25 protein-coding genes are annotated in these 20,028 nt (G+C 48.0%); 13 read left to right on the top strand and 12 right to left on the bottom strand.

All coding sequences use genetic code 11. The features are described from left to right. Positions 1 to 56 precede the first annotated feature (56 nt). The 3 genes from BCT27_RS16895 to BCT27_RS16885 form a co-directional block, all read right to left on the bottom strand. On the bottom strand, positions 57 to 452 hold the full coding sequence (locus BCT27_RS16895; RefSeq protein WP_102318249.1) for a hypothetical protein: 396 nt from the start codon (positions 450 to 452) through the stop codon (positions 57 to 59). Next, the gene (locus tag BCT27_RS16890) at positions 449 to 940 is read right to left on the bottom strand and encodes a DUF2919 domain-containing protein (RefSeq protein WP_102391997.1); all 492 of its coding nucleotides are present in this window, start codon (positions 938 to 940) and stop codon (positions 449 to 451) included. Before BCT27_RS16890 ends, BCT27_RS16895 begins: the two co-directional genes overlap by 4 nt. A gap of 207 nt (positions 941 to 1,147) precedes the next feature. Next, positions 1,148 to 1,294 (bottom strand): heavy metal-binding domain-containing protein, encoded by a 147-nt coding sequence (locus BCT27_RS16885; RefSeq protein ID WP_371977792.1) that lies wholly within the window; start codon positions 1,292 to 1,294, stop codon positions 1,148 to 1,150. Positions 1,295 to 1,403: 109 nt separating this feature from the next. Here BCT27_RS16885 and BCT27_RS16880 point away from each other — a divergent pair, with 109 nt between their 5' ends. The 3 genes from BCT27_RS16880 to BCT27_RS16870 are packed head-to-tail and all read left to right on the top strand — an operon-like array spanning position 1,404 to position 2,598. Continuing rightward, positions 1,404 to 1,745: a DUF2956 domain-containing protein gene (locus tag BCT27_RS16880; protein WP_102396318.1), complete on the top strand. Its 342-nt coding sequence runs from the start codon at positions 1,404 to 1,406 to the stop codon at positions 1,743 to 1,745. Positions 1,746 to 1,768: 23 nt separating this feature from the next. Beyond that, complete coding sequence (locus tag BCT27_RS16875) at positions 1,769 to 2,209, top strand: DUF1499 domain-containing protein (RefSeq protein ID WP_017009011.1); 441 nt, start codon at positions 1,769 to 1,771, stop codon at positions 2,207 to 2,209. A 26-nt stretch (positions 2,210 to 2,235) separates the two neighbouring features. Further along, on the top strand, positions 2,236 to 2,598 hold the full coding sequence (locus tag BCT27_RS16870) for an MmcQ/YjbR family DNA-binding protein (protein ID WP_102396317.1): 363 nt from the start codon (positions 2,236 to 2,238) through the stop codon (positions 2,596 to 2,598). A gap of 58 nt (positions 2,599 to 2,656) precedes the next feature. Here the strand turns inward: BCT27_RS16870 and BCT27_RS16865 are convergent, their stop codons facing one another. From BCT27_RS16865 to BCT27_RS16855, 3 genes are all read right to left on the bottom strand, one after another. Further along, positions 2,657 to 3,886, bottom strand: coding sequence for a polyhydroxyalkanoate depolymerase (locus BCT27_RS16865; protein ID WP_102396316.1), 1,230 nt, complete (start codon positions 3,884 to 3,886; stop codon positions 2,657 to 2,659). Between the two features lie 383 nt (positions 3,887 to 4,269). Continuing rightward, positions 4,270 to 4,551, bottom strand: coding sequence for a winged helix-turn-helix domain-containing protein (locus BCT27_RS16860; protein ID WP_017009008.1), 282 nt, complete (start codon positions 4,549 to 4,551; stop codon positions 4,270 to 4,272). 417 nt (positions 4,552 to 4,968) lie between these two features. Continuing rightward, a complete protein-coding gene (locus tag BCT27_RS16855; protein WP_102318242.1) occupies positions 4,969 to 5,286 on the bottom strand; it encodes an ArsR/SmtB family transcription factor in 318 nt (105 codons plus the stop codon). A 221-nt stretch (positions 5,287 to 5,507) separates the two neighbouring features. Here BCT27_RS16855 and BCT27_RS16850 point away from each other — a divergent pair, with 221 nt between their 5' ends. From BCT27_RS16850 to BCT27_RS16825, 5 genes are all read left to right on the top strand, one after another. Next, positions 5,508 to 5,858, top strand: a complete 351-nt coding sequence (locus BCT27_RS16850; protein ID WP_102396315.1) for an ArsC family reductase — start codon at positions 5,508 to 5,510, stop codon at positions 5,856 to 5,858. A gap of 54 nt (positions 5,859 to 5,912) precedes the next feature. Beyond that, complete coding sequence (dapE, locus tag BCT27_RS16845) at positions 5,913 to 7,046, top strand: succinyl-diaminopimelate desuccinylase (protein WP_017009005.1); 1,134 nt, start codon at positions 5,913 to 5,915, stop codon at positions 7,044 to 7,046. Further along, positions 7,046 to 7,717, top strand: a complete 672-nt coding sequence (locus tag BCT27_RS16840; RefSeq protein ID WP_102396314.1) for a M15 family metallopeptidase — start codon at positions 7,046 to 7,048, stop codon at positions 7,715 to 7,717. Before dapE ends, BCT27_RS16840 begins: the two co-directional genes overlap by 1 nt. 2 nt (positions 7,718 to 7,719) lie before the next feature. Next, positions 7,720 to 7,932 (top strand): DUF2897 family protein, encoded by a 213-nt coding sequence (locus BCT27_RS16835; protein ID WP_017014247.1) that lies wholly within the window; start codon positions 7,720 to 7,722, stop codon positions 7,930 to 7,932. Positions 7,933 to 8,174: 242 nt separating this feature from the next. Continuing rightward, positions 8,175 to 9,278, top strand: coding sequence for a phosphoribosylaminoimidazolesuccinocarboxamide synthase (locus BCT27_RS16825; protein ID WP_017014249.1), 1,104 nt, complete (start codon positions 8,175 to 8,177; stop codon positions 9,276 to 9,278). A gap of 86 nt (positions 9,279 to 9,364) precedes the next feature. On the opposite strand, the gene bamC is transcribed toward BCT27_RS16825, so the two are convergent. Both bamC and dapA read right to left on the bottom strand, forming a co-directional pair. After that, on the bottom strand, positions 9,365 to 10,390 hold the full coding sequence (bamC, locus tag BCT27_RS16820) for an outer membrane protein assembly factor BamC (RefSeq protein ID WP_102396313.1): 1,026 nt from the start codon (positions 10,388 to 10,390) through the stop codon (positions 9,365 to 9,367). Between the two features lie 18 nt (positions 10,391 to 10,408). Then, positions 10,409 to 11,287, bottom strand: coding sequence for a 4-hydroxy-tetrahydrodipicolinate synthase (gene dapA, locus BCT27_RS16815; RefSeq protein WP_102396312.1), 879 nt, complete (start codon positions 11,285 to 11,287; stop codon positions 10,409 to 10,411). Between the two features lie 323 nt (positions 11,288 to 11,610). Here dapA and bcp point away from each other — a divergent pair, with 323 nt between their 5' ends. Further along, positions 11,611 to 12,081, top strand: coding sequence for a thioredoxin-dependent thiol peroxidase (gene bcp / locus BCT27_RS16810; protein ID WP_102318237.1), 471 nt, complete (start codon positions 11,611 to 11,613; stop codon positions 12,079 to 12,081). Between the two features lie 80 nt (positions 12,082 to 12,161). Here bcp and BCT27_RS16805 read toward each other — a convergent pair whose 3' ends face one another. The 3 genes from BCT27_RS16805 to BCT27_RS16795 form a co-directional block, all read right to left on the bottom strand. Next, a complete protein-coding gene (locus BCT27_RS16805; protein WP_102396311.1) occupies positions 12,162 to 13,685 on the bottom strand; it encodes an FAD-dependent oxidoreductase in 1,524 nt (507 codons plus the stop codon). Positions 13,686 to 13,785: 100 nt separating this feature from the next. After that, positions 13,786 to 14,877 (bottom strand): AI-2E family transporter, encoded by a 1,092-nt coding sequence (locus BCT27_RS16800; RefSeq protein ID WP_102396310.1) that lies wholly within the window; start codon positions 14,875 to 14,877, stop codon positions 13,786 to 13,788. A gap of 13 nt (positions 14,878 to 14,890) precedes the next feature. Beyond that, positions 14,891 to 15,112, bottom strand: a complete 222-nt coding sequence (locus BCT27_RS16795) for a sulfurtransferase TusA family protein (protein WP_102318234.1) — start codon at positions 15,110 to 15,112, stop codon at positions 14,891 to 14,893. A gap of 432 nt (positions 15,113 to 15,544) precedes the next feature. On the opposite strand from BCT27_RS16795, the gene bepA reads away from it, so the two are divergent. The 4 genes from bepA to BCT27_RS16770 all read left to right on the top strand — a co-directional run bounded on the left by bepA (position 15,545) and on the right by BCT27_RS16770 (position 18,562). Continuing rightward, positions 15,545 to 17,002 carry a beta-barrel assembly-enhancing protease gene (gene bepA, locus BCT27_RS16785; protein WP_102396309.1) on the top strand — a complete coding sequence of 486 codons (1,458 nt, stop codon included), beginning with the start codon at positions 15,545 to 15,547 and terminating at the stop codon, positions 17,000 to 17,002. A 149-nt stretch (positions 17,003 to 17,151) separates the two neighbouring features. Continuing rightward, entirely contained in the window at positions 17,152 to 17,502 is a 351-nt protein-coding gene (gene arsC / locus BCT27_RS16780; protein WP_102396308.1) for an arsenate reductase (glutaredoxin), read from the top strand. A 15-nt stretch (positions 17,503 to 17,517) separates the two neighbouring features. Then, the gene (wrbA, locus tag BCT27_RS16775) at positions 17,518 to 18,099 is read left to right on the top strand and encodes an NAD(P)H:quinone oxidoreductase (RefSeq protein WP_017014256.1); all 582 of its coding nucleotides are present in this window, start codon (positions 17,518 to 17,520) and stop codon (positions 18,097 to 18,099) included. A gap of 67 nt (positions 18,100 to 18,166) precedes the next feature. Continuing rightward, positions 18,167 to 18,562 carry a DUF2069 domain-containing protein gene (locus tag BCT27_RS16770; RefSeq protein ID WP_102392009.1) on the top strand — a complete coding sequence of 132 codons (396 nt, stop codon included), beginning with the start codon at positions 18,167 to 18,169 and terminating at the stop codon, positions 18,560 to 18,562. Positions 18,563 to 18,639: 77 nt separating this feature from the next. Here the strand turns inward: BCT27_RS16770 and BCT27_RS16765 are convergent, their stop codons facing one another. Continuing rightward, positions 18,640 to 19,914: a DUF2066 domain-containing protein gene (locus tag BCT27_RS16765; protein WP_102318231.1), complete on the bottom strand. Its 1,275-nt coding sequence runs from the start codon at positions 19,912 to 19,914 to the stop codon at positions 18,640 to 18,642. Between the last annotated feature and the right edge of the window lie 114 nt (positions 19,915 to 20,028).

Genomic DNA, 20,028 nt, shown 5'->3' with positions numbered 1-20,028 from the left:
GTAGCAGGGAAATGCTCAGACTTTGTCCTAGATCTGGAAACGTGACGAGATGATGATTAAACGGACGTTATTTCGACTTTCAAAGACGCCAACTCATCACGCTGTGTGTTAGCACATTCGATAGAGGTTGGTGTGTTCAATCCAGCCTGAACAACAGGAGACATGATTGTGCGCCATTTTCCGTCACTGCATTGCTCTTGGATAAGCAGAGAAATTTTGACTTCATCAGCCGTTACTTCAAGCAACTCGGCTTTACCAATCAATACACCGTGCTGTTGGCTGTTTTCAAATAGAATGGTTTCTTCACCCGGGATCAGCGATACCGAGCTTTGCGCACGTTGATGTTTACCTGCGCGATCAATTTCAAAGTTCACGTCGACTTGCCAGTCAGCCATGGCTAAGGGGCTCAGCATTGCACTAAACAGGACAAGTCCTTTCTTCCACTCGTTCATTTTTTTTCTCTTTCTGTTTCTCGGTAAATCGGAGAAGCAAATAGAAACTGAATGCGGCGGCTTCTTAATAAGTAGATCACTAGCCAAAGCGCAATCAGTAATGTCACCGCACTGCTCCAATGAAAACGCCAGTGCCCAACAGTTAAATGCTTAATTTGTAGTACTAAGTCGCAGCTAAACGCTGCTAATAAAATGGCTCTTCCCCAATGCCAGACATTTTCTATCACCCTCGGATATCGGTGCAGGTTACCTGCCATTAGCATTAATGCGACGGAAGGAAAACCGACCGCTAACCCCATATAGAGCGCATCGTGGTTTGGGTAAATCAAGGCAAGCATATCAGCGCCTTGTTCGCGGCTTACGCCAGCAATGACAAACACAATCCACGCTCTCGCGAGAAAAATACACGCGAGCCAGAAAAAAAGTGCGGGCTTCGCGTTGCCATGTTTGTCGAAATAATCAGGTGATTGGTACAAAAGTGTATTCATTCATGTTTTAGGGCCTGCAGCCCCTCTTTATTACGGTACGGCTAATAAAACAATGTTCATCAACCACGTATTCACTGTCTCAATATTTACACGGACGGCATAGTGTTGACGCAAAAAATTGCGGGTCAGCGCAGGCAGTTTCACTGCGGGATTTTATGTGCATCACATTTATTGCAGTGTCACTGACACTTACCCTCAGCAAGCCTTTTAGCGCGCGCCGACAATATCACGAACGCTGGCGAAGATACCTTTAAACAAGTTCTTGCCAAGTATCGCGTATCCAACAACGACGCCGAGGTATTCCGTGATACTTTTCCCTTCCACCAAAGGTGTCTTGGTTAAGATCATGACCATGTCTTCTTTTCCTATATTTGGAACTTTGACACGAATAGTGGATTTTGGTTTCGTGGCATATTGTTATCAAAGGTATAATCCAGACTAACAAGTGAACAAGAACAGTATGATGAGCAATCCAACCCCCTCTCCAGAGACGCAAAATGAAGCGATGAAAATCGCAAAAGCGACGCAAAAGCCTGGGCAATCAAAAGAGCAAACTAAGCTCATTGCACAAGGTATTGAAAAAGGCATCGCGCTTTATAAAAAACAGCAAAAAGTCAAAGCGCGTGATCGTGACAAAGAACGTAAGAAACAAATCAAAGTTAAAAACGCAGGCGAACAATCTCAGCAAGCTGATCGCGAAGTAGTGGTATCGCACAGCGACTCAACACGCACATCCTCCCTACCTTGGGCGTTGCTCGTACTGAGTTGGCTTGGATTTGCCGCCTTTTACTTTATCGCTCGCTAAGAAGCCCCTACAAGGAAGGCCCTATGAAAAAAACGATAATTGGCTCACTCACAAGCCTTGGACTTTTGTTATCCGTCGGTTGCGCTCAAGGAGATACCGCCATGACAGACAAATCGCTCACGCCTTGTGGTGATAAGCCAAACTGTGTATCCACGCTTGATGAACGAGAAGATTACCAGTTAGCGCCTTTTACCCTAGTGTCTGACGATGTCACGATATCGCAAATTATCGAAGTCGCACTGACACTGCCAGGCTCTCGCTCTGGTGATCGCGCAAAAGATTACGCACGCATTGAATCGGTAAGCAGTGTCTTCCGTTTCGTGGATGATCTTGAACTGCGCATCGATGGTGACAATTTGATTGTGCGTTCAGAGTCTCGTGTGGGTTATTCAGATTTCAGTGCGAACCGCAAACGTGCAGAAGCGTTACGTCAAAGCTTGAAAGAAGCGGGCTTGATTTTATAAGTCTTAAATAGGCAACCGACTTAAACATGGATATCGCAGCATTAAAAGCACATTGTGATGCCCTCATCGGCACTCGCTTCGACATAAAGTGGGGCGGTGTAGAGGTGTATAGCGTGCACAAAACAAAGATGGTGTGTATTTTCTATGACGGCAACAAAATGGCCTGCAAAGTGCCTGATGAGCATTTTTTGATGATGGCTGATATTCCAGGTTGCCGTCCGGCACCGCACCTTGCACGTGTCGGTTGGATTGAGTTTGGCGAAAGCTGTCCACTTCCAAGCGTTGAGCTTCAAAACCTCATTTCGCAATCTTGGCATTTGGTGGTGGATAAACTTCCCAAGTATGTCCAAAAATCATTGAGACCTGAAGACACGCCAGAGACAAAATAAAACGGTCAGCCCGCTTAGCTGACTGACCGTTTTCCTTTCCATGTCCTGTGGTGGTTTTCTACTTTCCCGCTTTGTGTTTTTTCACAAAAGCTTTAATGGCTGGCGCAATGAACTCTCTATAACGCCTACCATTGAAAATCCCGTAATGACCGACACCTTCTTGTTCAAGGTGCGCCTTTTTGGATGTTGGCAACTTGTGGCATAAGTCGAGCGCGGCGGCCGTTTGCCCTCGCCCAGTAATGTCATCCACCTCACCTTCAACAGTGAAAATGGCCGTTCGTGTAATGTTTGCCATATCGACGGCTTTGCCGCGATATGTCATGGTGTTGTTGGCCAGATCTTGCTCTAAAAATACCTTTCTGATCGTATCCAAATAGTAGTGCGCTGGCAGATCCATCACCGCGAGGTACTCGTTGTAAAATTTACGGTGTGCTTCCGCATTGTCCCCATCACCTTTGATCAAATCATCGAAAAACTTGAAGTGCTTTTGCACATGGCTATCGAGGTTCATCGACATAAATCCCGACAATTGCACAAAGCCCGGATACACCAATTGCCCCGCACCATCAAAGTTGTCAGGCACAGTACAAATCACATTCGATTCAAACCAGTCGGCGTCTTTTCCACTGGCGTAGTCATTCACTTCAGTAGGATTGATACGCGTATCGATAGGTCCACCCATCAAGGTCATGGTGGCAGGTGTTGCAGGGTTGTTCGTGGCTGACATAAGGGATGTAGCAACCATCAACGGGATACAAGGCTGACATACGGCCACGGTGTGGGTATCAGGGCCCAACATCTCAAGGAATTCGATCAGGTAGTCAACATAATCGTCGAAATGAAACTCCCCCTCACTAACAGGCACATCACGCGCATTGCGCCAGTCCGTGACATAAACATCGTGATCGGGTAAAAACTCTCGGATTGTGCCACGCAACAAGGTGGCAAAATGACCGGATAACGGTGCGACAAACAGCATTCGAGGTTGATTGGGTTGCGCTTTACTGCGACGAAAATGCAGCAGGTTACAGAACGGCTTATTGGCAATGACATTGTATTGAATCGCAATGTTGTCGCCGTCTATTTCTGTGAAGTCGAGTTCCCACGCGGGTTCGTCATAGCAGTCAGTGAGTCTCTCAATCAACTCCATCGAAGCATCAAAACTCCGGTTCGCTGAAAACATTCGAAAACCATTCCACGGTGCCGCATTCACATCTCGAACAAACTTGGCCCAGCTGTTAAGAGGTTTAATCGATTCCATGTACGCAGCATTGAGTTGATAAAGCATCCTTCCACCCTTTCTATTAACCGCTTTAAATGACGACCCAATAACTTATTGAGTCGTCACGCAATTAACATACTAGACCAGAATTTGAGCACGACAGTACACGCCCATTTTCATTGGGTTTGCAGGGAGAACAACACGAGGTATTCGTAAAAATGAGGAAGAAAAGAGGACATTTAACGCGTGAGGAATCCATCACCCAGAGAAAAAGAGGCATTCCCTATAGCGAGTGAAGCGGAATAAAGAGAAGTTGCAGCCTGACAGACTGATTGTCTTTTACATGGGTTTGACCCAACCATGTTCTCCGCATCTGCCGAAACACGATTGGCGTTCATTCTCTTGTGGCCGAGCTGCATCTTCAACTAACTTGGCATTGTCTTTTGCGCTTAGCTGGTCAAGGTATAGACGATATCGCCTTTACGCTCTTCCACCCACTCACGTTTGAACGGTCCCCAGTCAGTGAGGCGATAGTAGCCATCATTGTGACGTCGGCCGTCTTGAATAAATGCCAGCTCAATCCCTAAGCCCGCTAAGGATTTGATCACGTCTTGAATGGTACGACGTGGCCAGCCTGTGGCTTCAATTAAGCGTGGAACGTTTGGGCGTTCCATTTCTTCGACAAGACTTGCGAGATACAGTCTTCTTGCAAAAACCGGATTCAGTTCCATTGAGACCTCCTAAAATGCACTGTCTTCATTATTCAACGAAATGCAATCAAGGTATTGCGCTCGATCAAAAGGAACACGTATTCAACGGCATACAAACTTTCAGTTATTGAAGGTTGTGATCTCTACATCTATACCCAAACAACCTCAAGATGCTTGTTCAGCGAGAGTTTGTTGGCAGTCAGGCGCGGCGCTGGTTTGAAAACATAGTCACTCTACGTTGAAAATCAGCAACAAAGCATGGCGGCCAACAAAACTCGCCCTTTGGGAGTCTCTCCTCTCGTCCACTTCATTGTCGAAAAATCTGGAAAGAGATGACTCTTCCTTCGGCTTTTCTCCTCAAATTGAACAAGATGAGAGGCTCTGAATCCTGCATCTTGAGGTTGTTTGGGTATATAACGGTAGCGCAGAAAAACCCTTTTATTTCTTTAGAGTACGTTTGTTCTGTCGCTCACACCATGCGCACTGAATAGCATCAATCAAGTGCTTAACCTTTGGCGCGGCAAGGCTGTAATACACCGATTGAGAAGATTTACGGGTCGCAACAAGGTTAGCTTGACGCAGTACCGTGAGGTGCTGAGAGAACGCAGATTGGCTCAACGTACTATTTTCTAAAAGCTGAGAGACATTCCTTTCCCCTTCTCGCAACTGACATAGCACGATCAATCGCTCAGGATGCGAAAGAATACGCAACACGTCTGCGGCCTCTTTGGCGTCATCAATCAGATCGCTATCCACACTAACCCCCTAAAAATATGACTCTTTATAGATATAGCTAATTACCCGTAGATGAATCAAATCTAATTTAGCCACAAGTGATATAACGATGAGGTATTGGCACAATTATCAAGGTGTGAGAAAACGATGAATCGCACGAGGATTACCCACTCTGCCTTGCTTTCGACACGGTGGAATGTCAATCTAGCACCCTAAAACCTAACGCAAAAAGGAAGCAATCAATGAGCACGATGGTTTACGGTATCAAGAATTGTGACACGATAAAAAAAGCCCTGAAATGGCTGGAAGCCGAAGGCAAACCTTTTACGTTTCACGATTACCGTAAAGATGGCATTGATCAGGAAATGCTAAAGAAATTTGTCAATGAATTGGGCTGGGAGGCACTGGTCAATAAACGCGGCACCACATTTCGCGCATTGACAGAAGAGCAAAAGAACAACTTAGATGAATCTAACGCTATCGCGCTACTGTTGGTTCAACCTGCAATGATAAAGCGCCCATTGCTTGCGCACGCTGGCAAATACCACCTCGGCTTTAAACCAGCCGAGTACGCGGACATTTTCGCAGAATAACCGACGCGTAGAACACTTTATAGAATTCGATAAGCAGAAAGGACACACTCCCCCATGACAGACAGTGCTGTATTGTCTTTGGCCAAGGATTTAATCGGCCGCCCATCCGTCACCCCTATCGATGAAGGGTGCCAAGAATTGATGATCTCTCGCCTAGAAGCGATTGGTTTCTCTATCGAGCGTTTAGTGTTCGAAGACACAACGAACCTTTGGGCTCGTCGTGGTACAGAAGCGCCATTGTTTGCCTTTGCAGGTCATACCGACGTTGTGCCATCAGGCCCTGTAGAACAATGGCATACACCGCCTTTTGAGCCGACTGTCATTGATGGCTACCTTCACGGGCGCGGCGCGGCTGACATGAAAGGCTCATTGGCGGCAATGGTCGTCGCTGCAGAACGTTTTGTGGCTGAAAACCCTGACCACAAAGGTTCTATCGCTTTCTTGATTACGTCAGATGAAGAAGGGCCGTTTATCAATGGTACGACCCGCGTGGTGGACACCTTGGTCGAGCGTAACGAAATCATTGATATGTGCATTGTCGGCGAGCCATCAAGCACACACGCTGTGGGTGATGTCGTGAAAAATGGCCGTCGAGGCTCAATCACTGGCGACGTCATCATCAAAGGGATCCAAGGACACGTTGCTTATCCGCAACTGGCACGTAACCCTATTCACCAAGCGTTACCTGCGCTTGCTGAATTAGCGGCAACACAATGGGACCAAGGCAATGCCTACTTCCCTCCAACCAGTTTCCAGATCCCGAATGTGGCGTCAGGGACAGGCGCGAGCAACGTTATTCCGGGCGACTTTCATGTGCAATTCAACCTGCGTTTTAGCACTGAATCGACAGTTGATGACATCAAATCACGCATTCACTCGGTGCTTGATGCACACGGCCTAGAATACGACTTGGCATGGACGTTTAGCGGCCACCCATTCCTTACGGACACAGGCACCTTGTTGGACGCGGTCGTCAAAGCCGTTGACGAAGTAAACCATCAAAAACCTGAATTGCTGACTACTGGCGGCACGTCTGACGGTCGCTTTATTGCACAAATGGGCACACAAGTGATCGAACTCGGCCCTGTTAACGCCACTATCCACAAAGTGAACGAGTGCGTGAAAATTGCCGATTTAGAAAAGCTCACTGACATGTACCAAAAAGTCCTAGAGAAAGCGCTCGCCTAATGCCTTGGAGTGTTGCGTCGCTGACTGGTCAAACACAAGAACACCTTGTTTCTCATGGTGACTTCTTGCTGCACGCTGACGTGAAGGCGGATTTCATCCGCCTTCAAACCGCAGCGCAGGCCGCCGGGTTCGAACTTGCGATTGCTAGCAGCTTTCGAGACTTCGCCCGTCAGCAGATGATTTGGAACAACAAGTTCATGGGTCTTAGGCCCATCCTCGATGATACAGGTACCTCACTCGACCCTTCACGTCTAAGCGATGACGAGAAAGTGCGTGCGATACTTCGATGGTCAGCACTTCCTGGCGCAAGTCGACACCATTGGGGCACGGATATCGACGTATATGCGACGAACCTTTTGCCACAAGGTGTCTCTTTGCAATTGGAGCCTTGGGAGTACCTTTCAGGTCATCAAGCACCGTTGTTTGCTTGGCTTGAGGATAACCTCGAACAATATGGCTTTTATCTTCCTTATCGTGAAGACACAGGCGGCGTAGCATTCGAACCTTGGCATATTAGCCACAAGGCCACCACACAGGGTTTGCTTGAGCAGCTCTCGCCAGAAACGCTCAGTGCTGTGATTGCGTCATCCGACATACAAGGGCGAGAAACTATCCTTCCCATGCTGAATTGGATATATTCACAGTACATTTCTAATGTGTGTGAGGCCTGATCATGGATTTTCTAACCAACCCTTATGTGATTATTTTCATCGTGGTCGCGGTTGTGGTCAGTAACATCATGGCGCTCAAGTACACCGCAAATGCGAAGTTTGGGATGAAACAAAAGCCCAAAACTGATGACACCAATAAACAAGGTGAAGAGCAGAAAAAGACCGCTCAAACCAACAAAGAGGATGACGAAGATGACAAGTCATCTTTTTGGTAAGCCTAGATTCGTCAATTGACTCTCCATGCCAAATTGAAAAAAGCGACGCCTGACGTCGCTTTTTTACTGCCTGCTTCCTCGTAAATCTGTGCATTGTATTTTTTTAGGCAAACGTTTGCTTTTTCTCTAACAGCGAGCAAAGACTTCTTGGTATGATGCGTTTCAAATGGATGGTAGGCACAAGGATTCTCCATTCCCTGCCATCTTCTGTGTGCCGTTCAACAACAGATAGGAATGTCTCAATGAGCCTCGCGGATCAAGTTCTCGCCGTTAACGACGATCTTCCCATTCGTACCCATCAGCCAGTTCACAGTGGAAAAGTCCGCTCTGTTTATTGGCTAACAGAAGCCGATAGCCAACGCCTCATTCAAGAAAAAGGCTACGATGTTGCGCCCGATGCGCCACTTGCCATCATGGTGATCAGTGATCGTATTTCAGCGTTTGATTGTATCTGGCATGCGGAAGGCGGTTTAAAAGGTGTTCCAGGCAAAGGTGCTGCACTCAACGCCATTTCAAATCACTGGTTCAAGTTGTTTAGAGAAAACGGCCTAGCAGACAGCCACATTCTCGACATTCCCCACCCGTTCGTTTGGATCGTTCAAAAAGCCAAGCCTGTTAAAATTGAGGCCATTTGCCGTAAATACATCACAGGTTCAATGTGGCGCTCATACGCCAAAGGCGAACGTGAATTCTGCGGTATCGCGATGCCTGAAGGCTTAGAGAAAGACAAAGCCTTACCGGAATTGCTGATCACACCGTCAACCAAAGGTATTCTGAAAGGCATTCCAGGTGTACCTGAAGCCGATGATGTGAACATCACGCGTCAGAACATCGAAGATAACTTTGCGGCGTTCAATTTCTCATCTGCAGATGACATTGCCCTTTATGAAACGTACCTCAAAGAAGGTTTTGGTGTTATCAGCAACGCGCTCGACGCCGTTGGGCAAACCTTCGTGGATACCAAGTTTGAATTTGGCTATGTCTCCGATGCCTCAGGACAAGAAAAGCTCATTTACATGGATGAAGTAGGCACACCTGATTCATCACGCATTTGGGATTCGGCAGAATACGACGCTGGCAACATTGTCGAAAATTCGAAAGAAGGGTTCCGTCAGTTCTTACTTGGCCATTTTCCTGATCCGGATATCTTGCTGAACAAAGAACGCATGCCCGAACGAGAGGCCTTGGCACGAGACAACGCACTGCCCGTTGAAGCCTTGATGGATATTTCACGCACTTACATCGGTATCGCGGAAAAAATCATTGGTAAGCCAATCCATTTGAGCGAAAACCCAAAACAAGAAATCATCGATATCTTGCGCGAAGAATATGGACTGATTGACTGATTCATCGTCATTCAAACCAGACTCCAAACAAAAAAAGAGGACGCCTTAGCGTCCTCTTTTCATTTGAAACGATTCACGACCTCAAATTAATTGAGGTTCAAACGCTCAACAGCTGCAACCAACACAGGGCTTAAGCTGGCTAATTGCTCTTCTGCAATCGGCTTACCAGCACTGTCAGTCACGTTGATAGAGGTGCGGTTACCTAAGTCACCTAACTGAATGTTGTAGTTGTCACGATCGAGCTGAAGAGGTTTTGTACCAATCTCTTCCCAGAACTCATCATCAGGGGCTTTATATTTCACCGTCAACGTACCTTGTGAACGGTTACGATCTTCAACCGTCATACCAAGCTGCCCCAAGATAGCAGGCAAACGCTCCCAGAATACATCATAAGGTGCGCGAGCGATGATCACAGGCAAACCACTGCGGTCTTTACCCAAGCTGATTGGAATGTTCTTCACCAGCTGCGCCGCGCGAATACGCGCTTCTTCACGCAAATCACCGTCATAACGGGACGTGATCATATTGGTCATCTGCGCGCTGTAGCGATCACGCATGTCCACAGACACCTCTTCGGCTTGGCCATTGCGCTTCCACTCAATCATATCAATGCGGAAACCAGAGCGGCTTCGATCAGACACAGGCACAACCGTGTAGCGACTTTCGATAACTTCGTCGTCATCTTCCAGCGTCCACACCAACCAATCAGTTTCAACACCGTCGATAGACGAAGTACGCACCGGGATTTGGTTTTCTTCAATCAAGGTATTGATGGTTTGCCAAACACGTTCAGATTGCTCTTTACGCGGCATCCACACGGTGACACCTTTCGCATCACGCTCATAACGCGCACCAGGGATCAGCTCCAAGATTTGCTGAGGTGGACGAATATCAATGTTACGCCCAGTAGGACCTGCGAAGTCACGATTAGGAATGGTATACGCACCTGAAAACTCAGGCTGTTGATCTGGCAAATTTTGCCATTCTGACAAGGGTGCAGATTCTAAATACTCGAAGTCATCAGAGGCTTGACGACGAGACTCGCTGCTTGAACAGGCCGCCAACGAGGCGACCACAACTGCACACAGGCCGAGTTTAAAAACAGGTTTCATTGGATCTCCAGAGAAGCGTTACAGCACACCAGCGTCAATCAATGCCTGTTTAACCTTAGGCTGCAACGCGGTGTTGAGCGGGGTCAAAGGCAGACGCAGTGTTCCATCCGCAATAAGGCCCATTTCATGCAGTGCCCATTTAACCGGAATTGGATTCGCTTCTACAAACAGATCAGTATGAAGCGGCATGATCTTGTCATTGATTGAGCGTGCTTCATCAAGCTCACCCGCCAATGCCAATTTGATCATTTTTGCCATTTGCGCAGCGGCAATGTTATTCGATACAGAAATAACACCATGTCCACCCGCAGCAACGAAATCCAGTCCCGTTAAATCATCACCACTTAAAAGGACAAAATCTTCGCCACAAAGTTCACGGTGAGCACGCACGCGGTCTAAATCGCCGGTTGCATCTTTAATGCCGACGATGTTTTCGAATTCAGATAAACGCGCAACGGTTTCTGGCAACATGTCAGCGACAGTACGTCCCGGCACGTTATACAAAATTTGAGGGAGCTCAGTGGATTCAGAAATCGCTTTGAAGTGTTGGAACAACCCTTCTTGAGACGGTTTGTTGTAGTAAGGCACTACGCTCAAACAGCCCGCGATACCAGAACCCGCAAACATTTTGCTGAAGGTAATGGCTTCGTGTGTCGCATTTGCACCTGTTCCTGCAATCACAGGAATGCGTCCGTCTGCGAATTCTAGCGTCTTCAGAACAATCTTGATGTGCTCTTCCACGGTGACGGTTGCAGATTCACCTGTTGTACCCACAGAAACGATTGCATCTGTGCCAGCATCAACATGAAAATCTACGAGATTTTTCAAACTGGTATAGTCAACTTCACCAGAGCTATCCATCGGCGTGACCAATGCCACGATACTTCCTGAAAACATTTCCTTCTCCAAAAATGCGTTTTGTCCCATGGTACGTTTGGCGACCTGCAAAAACAAGCGCCGAGACCGCGTCTAAACGCTGGCTTTGCGCGGTTGATCACCACGAAAATGAACGATATTGTCCTGACTACCGTAATGTTGATTGCCAAATTTGTCTGAACGCATCAAAAAGCGTTATTTTCGCTTTGATATCATCAGTGAGACAGAACGGACGGCCTTTCATTCAGACACAAACAAGAAAGGTGTACGCTTACATCAAAATGCAATTTTTCATGCAAGAATGTTCGCGCTCAACACGCGACTATTTTCAATAAGGAAGACATATGCAAATGCTGACCGCCGGTGCTGCTGCACCAGAATTTACGCTTCAAGATCAAAACGGCGAAATGGTGTCGCTGAGTCAGTTCAAAGGGAAAAACAAAGTTCTGGTGTATTTTTACCCAAAAGCGATGACGCCGGGTTGTACAACACAAGCCTGTTCATTACGCGACAGCAAAAGTGAACTCGAAGCACTGAACACTGTGGTACTTGGCTTAAGCCCGGATCCAGTGAAAAAGCTTAAAGGGTTCGAAGAAAAGAAAGAGTTAAATTTCACCCTGCTAAGTGATGAAGACCACGCCGTCGCTGATGCCTTTGGCGTGTGGGGCCCGAAAAAATTCATGGGTAAAGAATACGATGGTATTCACCGTATCAGCTTCCTCATCGGTGAAGACGGCAACGTTGAGCACGTGTTCAACAAGTTCAAAACCAAAGATCATCATGATGTGGTTATCAATTATCTGAAAGGCGAATAAGCCCACTAAGGCCGTCATTCTGACGATAAGATCGAAAAAGCCGGCGAATGCCGGCTTTTTCATATTCATTGCAAACGACATCAGTCGCGATCAGGCAACGGAATAGCCAATGCCTCGGGGTAGTTCCTCAGCGCAGCAATCTCCTTCGCTTTCTCAACAATCGCGTCACGATGTAAAGAAGCCGTTAACGCAAGAGAAGGCTTTTGCCACGCCTCAGGCAACGTTATCCAACCTTTGCTTTCACAATGCGCCAGAATTCGATCTGTCGCTTGCAATGCAGATGACGCTTTCACCAATTCAATTCGTGCGTAACGCTCTCCGTCAAAAGACGCATCTGCCGCACGAAGGCTTGGGTCATCACCCGGTATCTGCTGCGCGCCACACAAAGGAATACCACCGACTTCTGCGTTTTCGAACGCCGGAAGCCATTGAGAGAAATGACCAATGGCACGCTCGGTGCGCACTCTCACATGTTCCCATTCCCACCCAGTATCGACTTTGTCGATCATACATTGTGGCAACATAGGCTGCGCACTGCGTTGTCCGGCATTTACCAGACCGCCATCAAACAGCGTAATGTCTTTCGTCATGCCATGAAGTTGAATAAATCCTTGAGGATAAGGCGTCAATTGCGCCATACCTTGCGGGGTGCCTCGCGCGCCATGAACAATGACCTCTGGCCAGATGCCCGGCTGTGACGGCCAGTGCGCAAGATAGGCGGCTTTGTATTCCACCCATCGCTCACGCGGACGCTGCGCTAAATCATCGAGCGCGCCCGTGCGAAACCCACACGCATTGATGAGGAAATCGACATGATGTGTGTGAGTGTCTCCCGCAGGATTGTGCGTGGTGATAGACCAACCTTGCGCCGCTTCTTCAACATGCGTGACGCGATGTTTCAAATTCAACGTGCAATTCGGTACACCTTCCAGCCCCAAAGCAGCGGTCGCCGCTAACCTGAATACACTCAAACCGTATTCTTGTACGACCACCAGCGGGTATTTGAATTGTTCAAGTGACATATACTTGGCGACCGGCACCATCCATTCGTCTGGCGTGGTGGGATCGTCAGGCAAGTCTGCACACGCAAGACGCAACATGTCTTCTTTGCTGTAAAGCGTGAAGTACTCGTCTGGTGACCCCAACACAGCGTTGTCTGCATCACTTTCGATCATCTCTCGGTAGTGTGCGGTTAGCACATTGAGACGATGTAAGATGGCATCAGGCTCGCCAAGGTCCGAAGTCGGTATCGCAATAACAGTTGGACGACGATTCACGGAATGCGGATAAGCACGCACAGTTGCAATGGATTGTTCCAGTAACGCGATACATTGCGCTTCCGAAATCTCTCGGTATAGGTTGCCACCTGCGTGTAAGTGACAAATCGGAGGGCCACTCACAAGGCTCTCGCTCGATTCAAACACAAGGGTGTCGACCCCTAAACCAGCCAGTTTCAATGCCGCTGTTGCGCCAGCAACACCACCGCCCACAATGCCTACTTTGAACGGTAAACCCGTTTCTGCCACTTTTGCGCCCTCAATAGCACTCACGATCGTGTCTCTCAGTATGTAGTCTTGGATTCTATATGAACCGTCTTTCATCATTGTAGTGATTCTTCATCATTTAAAACAAGAAGAGACCCTCTAGGGTCTCCTCTTTTTACCCAAACTTTCGGGTTTAGGATCACCGCTTTACGGCGTTTTTTCACGATTGCGTCGCAATGTCTTCGTCTTCCTCATCATCATCAGCATCATTGGCTGGCAATGCATTCCAAACGGCCTTCACCAAGGTCGCAAGTGGAATGGCAAAGAAAACACCCCAGAAACCCCACAGTCCACCAAACACCAATACAGCCACAATGATAGCGACAGGGTGTAAGTTCACCGCTTCTGAGAACAAAACTGGCACAAGAACGTTACCATCAAGCGCTTGGATAATGCCGTACGCCAACATCAAATAACCCAACTCGGGACTGATTCCCCACTGGAACAGCGCTACCATAAAAATAGGCAAGGTCACAGCCGCCGCACCGATGTATGGAATAAGCACGGACAGACCCGTAGCAACACTGAGCAACGCGGCGTAGCGAAGGTCTAGCAGCGCAAACGTGATGTAACTAGTGATACCAACAATAACGATTTCAGTCACTTTACCGCGAATGTAATTGGAGATTTGTTGGTTCATTTCGCTCGCGACTCTGTTTGTCAGGCGGCGATTACGCGGCAACACCACGCTGAATGAGCGCAGCATTTCTTTTTTGTCTTTCAGCAAGAAAAACACCAATAGCGGCACCAAAATCAGGTACACCGCAAGCGTCGCTAAGCTCACCAGTGAAGACAGCGAACTTTTCACGACCGTTTCACCTAACCCCAATACGCGGCTCTGGAGCGTATCAATGAAGGTGTTCACCATGTATGGCTGAACAATCTCTGGGTACTGTTCGGGGAGGTGAGAAACGAAATTCTGGAAATCGTTAAACATGGTTGGGATATCGGCAATCAAATTGACGATCTGTGTCCATATGGTTGGTACTAAGCCGAAGCAGGCCATCAACATAAAGCCCGCAAAGAGCATCAACACCACCAGCACCGAGGCAAATCGGGGCAATCCAAATTTCACTAATTTAGAAACTGGCCATTCCAACAGATAAGCAAGAACAATGGCCACAAGCAGGGGCGCTAAGAGATTGCCGAAGAAGTAGATGACGATGAAACCTGCAACAAGTATCGCGACGAGACTGACGGCATGAGGGTCAGAAAATCGTCTCTGATACCAACGGTTAAGCATCTCTAGCATGGTTTGTCCTGTTTTAAAGTTTGGTGATAGTGAGCACCGTCGCGTCTTGGACAGTCCGTTGAGTAACGCGAAAACCTTTACTGACGAGATAACGGGGAATATCGCGCAACGCCCCACTGTCTGTAACAACGATATCGATTTGTTCGTCTTTCGCCAAGGTAGCACAGGTTCTTTTGGCTAATAATAAGGCCATTGGGCAGCGCTCTGTACGCAAATCAAGGGATTGAATTTCCATTCTTTCTCGCTGCTCGGTATTATCGTCGGCATTGTATACCTAAACAGAACGAAGAAGTAGTTTGGGTCTTTCACACAATACGGCAAACTCAATGGAAACCTGTCGTCCTCTTTGCTGTCTATATCCTAGGGTCTGTTGTCCTTTGGTGATGATTCTTGCAGCAGTTTGTGGCGACTTTGTGCAAGGCAGAGGCTTCGATGTGTAGCTTGTCTACATGAGAAGCGGATAACGCAGGATAAAGTCGCCACAAGCGCTGCCCAAAGGGTTCTGCTAAAAGCGTTTTATGCTTTGTTGAGGTCTATTTGCTTAGAGTGCTATGCGTCATACACTTCGCCGCGCCTAAAACGCTTTTATCTAGAACAAAATTTAACCACCAAAGGCCAACAGACCCTAACAATCCGTTTTCGAACGCTGGAGGAACCAACGGACGTTATGCAACTGTTTAAAAAAGCAAAAATCAGCATTCTCGTTGCATCACTCGCTTTGCCTTCACCTGCTATAGCGACCACATACAGCGACCTACCTGATATTGGTACTGCCGCTGCAGGCACACTCACTGTCGAGAAAGAGATCGAATACGGTGACGCATACATGCGCATTTTGCGCGGTAGTCAGCCGATTGTGAGCGATCCACTGTTATCAGAGTATGTGTCTTCATTGGGTGCATCTTTGTTGGCCAATGCTAATGATGTTAAAACACCTTTTGAGTTTTTTCTGATCCGTAACCGTGATATTAACGCCTTTGCTTTCTTTGGTGGTCACGTCGCGCTTCATACAGGGCTGTTTCTGCATGCAAAAACAGAAAGCGAATTAGCCTCTGTTGTCGCGCACGAAATTGCGCACTTAACCCAACGCCACCTTGCTCGTGCCATGGAGCAACAAGCACGTCAATCTCCACTTACCATGGCGGCATTGGTCGGCTCGCTGTTACTCGCAATCGCAGCGCCGCAGGCAGGTATCGCTGCTGCGCAAGCAACAACGGCAGCATCAATTCAAAGCCGCATTAACTACACGCGTAGCAATGAGAAAGAAGCAGACCGTATTGGCATTGAAACCCTGTCGCGTTCTGGTTTTGACGCGAATGCTATGCCGACCTTCTTTACACGAATGGCCGATCAGTACCGCTTTGCGTCAACGCCACCTCAGTTTTTGTTAACGCACCCATTGCCTGATTCTCGTATCACGGATTCTCGTTCTCGTGCCCAGCAGTATCCGCAGCAAAGCGTTCCTTTGTCACCCAATTACCAGCTAGCACGCGCCCGGGTGATTGCGCGTTTTGCTGGGATAGATAGCGCCGCAGCACTTGATTGGTTTGAGCGCCAAAGCAAACGCGCATCGCCAGCACTGAAACAATCCATGAATTACGGCAAAGCCTTGGTGTATATCGACAGCCGCCAATTTGATAAAGCGACCGCCTTATTGACACCACTGCTAAAACAACAGCCTAACAATCCATTCTTCTTGGACGCTGCTACCGATCTCGACATCAATCAGAAAAAATATGATAGCGCGATCAGCCGCTTGAACAATGCGCTGGAAACACAACCAAACAATGCTGTACTGCTGCTAAACCGAGATTATGCCTTGGTCAACGCTGGACGCTTCAAAGAAGCCATTTCTGGGTTGTTGAAATACACGCACCGTTACCCGGCGGACACCAATGGTTGGTCACTGTTACAAGAAGCCTCTGATAGCCAAGGCGATCGTGCTGGTGCCTTGGCTGCACAAGGTGAACTCTATGCGTTACAAGGCCGTTGGCATAAGGCCATTAACAATTACACACAAGCGAGCCAACTGGTTGATCTTGGCAGCCTTGATCAAGCCCGCTACGATGCACGTATAGATCAGCTACGCGTTGAAGAGTCACGCTTTAATGCGTTGCAGCGGTAGCATGTTGTTTCGAAACACGGTTTGGTAACACGCGGTCGCCGTAGATTCTCAACGCATTCCTAACAAACGGCCATGCCTAAGTGCATGGCCGAAAAATAACAGCGTTGCCTTCAAGCAACCGTTGTCAGTACTTATTCAAAGGAGCTTTCATGTCAGTCACTATTTACCACAATTCACGTTGTTCAAAGAGCCGCCAAACACTTGGACTGTTGACTGAGCGCGGCATTGAGCCTGAAATCGTCGCTTACCTCGACACGCCTCCATCAGTTGAAACACTCACCGCTTTACTCGACATGCTGGGCTATGACTCACCGCGTCAAATGATGCGCGTAAAAGAAGATACCTACAAAGCACTTAATCTGGGTGATGCGTCAGTCACCGACGCTCAGTTGATTCAAGCCATGGCTGACAACCCAAAACTCATTGAACGCCCAATCGTGGTTGCGAATGGCAAAGCGGCAATGGGCCGTCCGCCAGAAAGCGTTCTTGATATTCTGTAACGATGAGTACCCGCAATGATTGAGATTTTGGTGCTGTATTACAGCCGACATGGAAGTACGCGCAACGTCGCAAGGCTTATCGCTCGTGGTATCGAATCCACCGGTGCGGTCGCGCGTTTACGCACAGTCCCTGAACTGTCCATTGCGGGAGAAACCAAGCCAGCAGTTACCGCTGATGATCCGTTCGTTACCCTTGAAGACTTAAAAGCCTGTCAGGGTTTGGCACTGGGCAGCCCTGTCCGTTTTGGCAACATGGCCGCCCCGCTCAAACATTTTATCGATAGTACGAGCAAAGAATGGTTAGCCGGCACATTGATTGGTAAACCTGCGATGGTCTTTAATTCCGGTTCCATGTTGCATGGCGGACAAGAGACCACCTTGCAATCCATGATGCTGCCTTTACTTCACCACGGCATGGTTATCGTTGGCTTACCGCATTCAGAAGCGGCGCTCCACACGACAACGGGAGGAGGCTCTCCGTATGGCCCTTCTCATTTAACCAGTGAAGCGCGTCGCCACCCCGACACTGATGAAAAGGCACTCGCCATTGCTGGCGGAAAGCGCTTGGCCGACATCGCATCAAAATTACATCCATAAAAATGAACGCGTAAATACGCGATATACCGATAAAAGGAGTTATCCGTTGTTCTCTTCCCCCTCAACAATGAGGATTGCCGCACTAACGTCTTACCTTGCTTTAACTGGCTGGGTAATCCTTTGGCACGGTATTCTATCCCCTCACCCTCACGTTAACGCGATGGGCGTGACGATTGCATGGTTATTGCCGCTTCTTTTTCCCATGAAAGGCATGCTTACTGGTAACGCGTATACTCATGCGTGGGCGAATTTTGTTTTGATGTTCTACTTTCTCCACGCACTCACGTTACTCATCGTTGATGAAGGTGAGCGCTGGTTAGCGCTTGTTGAATTGGTCATTACGTCCATCGCATTTGTCAGCAACACGTATTACGCCAAATTGAAAGGCAAAGAACTCGGCATTGGCCTGAAGAAACTGTCGATGGTTGAGAAAGAAGAAAAAGCGCGATACGAAGAGAAATAGACAATCGCAGGATCAAAAAAAGCAGGCTTCAAGCCTGCTTTTTGTTTTTCAGCGAACGGGTTTTACCAAATCACGTATTAGCCGTTCCATTGGTAATCAAGAGACGCTTCAACAGGATCGATTGGCGCAACCACCGAAGGCGCTATGCTCTGTAATGCTTGACCATCAACCACCACTGCACCCTCAGTGATAGCGCTATCAGCTACAATGCCGTCAACGACCGAGCCATCAGCCGCCAACGGTGTTGGGGTCACGATATCCACCGACTCAGCTAGGCTCAACACCGTTTCAACACGGCGCAAGCGACGGTCAGACTGCATTTCGTTATGGAACACATCTTCTGAAGCCAACAAGCTTACTCGGAACGTTGCCGTATCATTGATCAGTGATTCCAAACTCAGTGCTGCCACGGAGTTCAACCCTTTCAATGTACGCTCTAAAACAAAGAAATCTTCAGCAGATGCCATGCCCGACACATTCAACTTCTTCGCGCCGCTATCAGCCACGCCTAAGGTCACGCCGAAACGTTCCGCGTAGAAATCAGAGATGTCATCCACCATGGTGGCAAACTCATCGGCCGTTGAGCCGGATGCTCGACCTTCAATGGGTGCATCTTTACCCATGGTTGCGGCATTGGGGAACAATTGCCAACTGAGTTGATTACCACGTACTTTAACGACGGCAACACCCACAGGGTTATAACGCGCACTTGCTTCGGCAATCGGTTGTGCGAAACCACCCCACAAGTCAGGAATTGAAATCGCGACCACATCATCGAAATCGCCCACAGGCATCAAAACAGGTAAGCCGCGACGCTCGCCTTGTGCTTTGAGTTCGTTGATCAATGATGAGCCAGATTGCTCCCAAACCACGTTGCGTGAGGAGGCTTGATCTTGCACTACCCAGAAAAGGACTTCAGGGCGAGGGACTCCCCAATATTTCGCTTGAGCTTGTGTCAAAAGGGTGCGGATCTTCGCATCGTCAAAACCAAGGATAAGGCTTCGCTGTGCATCCACATCGCCATAGCCCAACTGAGTGATGTATTGATTTACGGTGGGTAGGGCTTTTTTAACGACAGGGTTTTCACCCACATTTGATTGCCCTGATGCACGAATAAGCACATCGACAAAGGCTTGTTCCTTCGCCAACTGCTCTGTGGCGGCATCACTGTCATCCAGCACTACTTCTGCATTAAAAATAGAAGCAGCCATGGCGCTTGTCTGCCCAACAAAAAGTGCGAGGGCCAAAAAGAAAATTCGTAACATAACTATGCCAGATAACTCGATTCTTAAACGTTGATCATAAGATGAAGCCTGAGATGCAGCAATGGTAAAACGCCGAAATTGCGTCATATAGCCATTTCATTTATCCCCGCTCATCCCCTATCTTATTGCTTTATTGTGTAATTCGTCGACAAGGGTTTGTTCTCTCATGGGAAAACCCTATACCTCGTGGTAGTATTTTCC

Origin of the sequence: Enterovibrio norvegicus (assembly GCF_002876705.1) — a bacterium.
Lineage (GTDB): Bacteria > Pseudomonadota > Gammaproteobacteria > Enterobacterales > Vibrionaceae > Enterovibrio > Enterovibrio norvegicus_B.
This window is presented reverse-complemented; position numbering and strand designations above follow the sequence as displayed.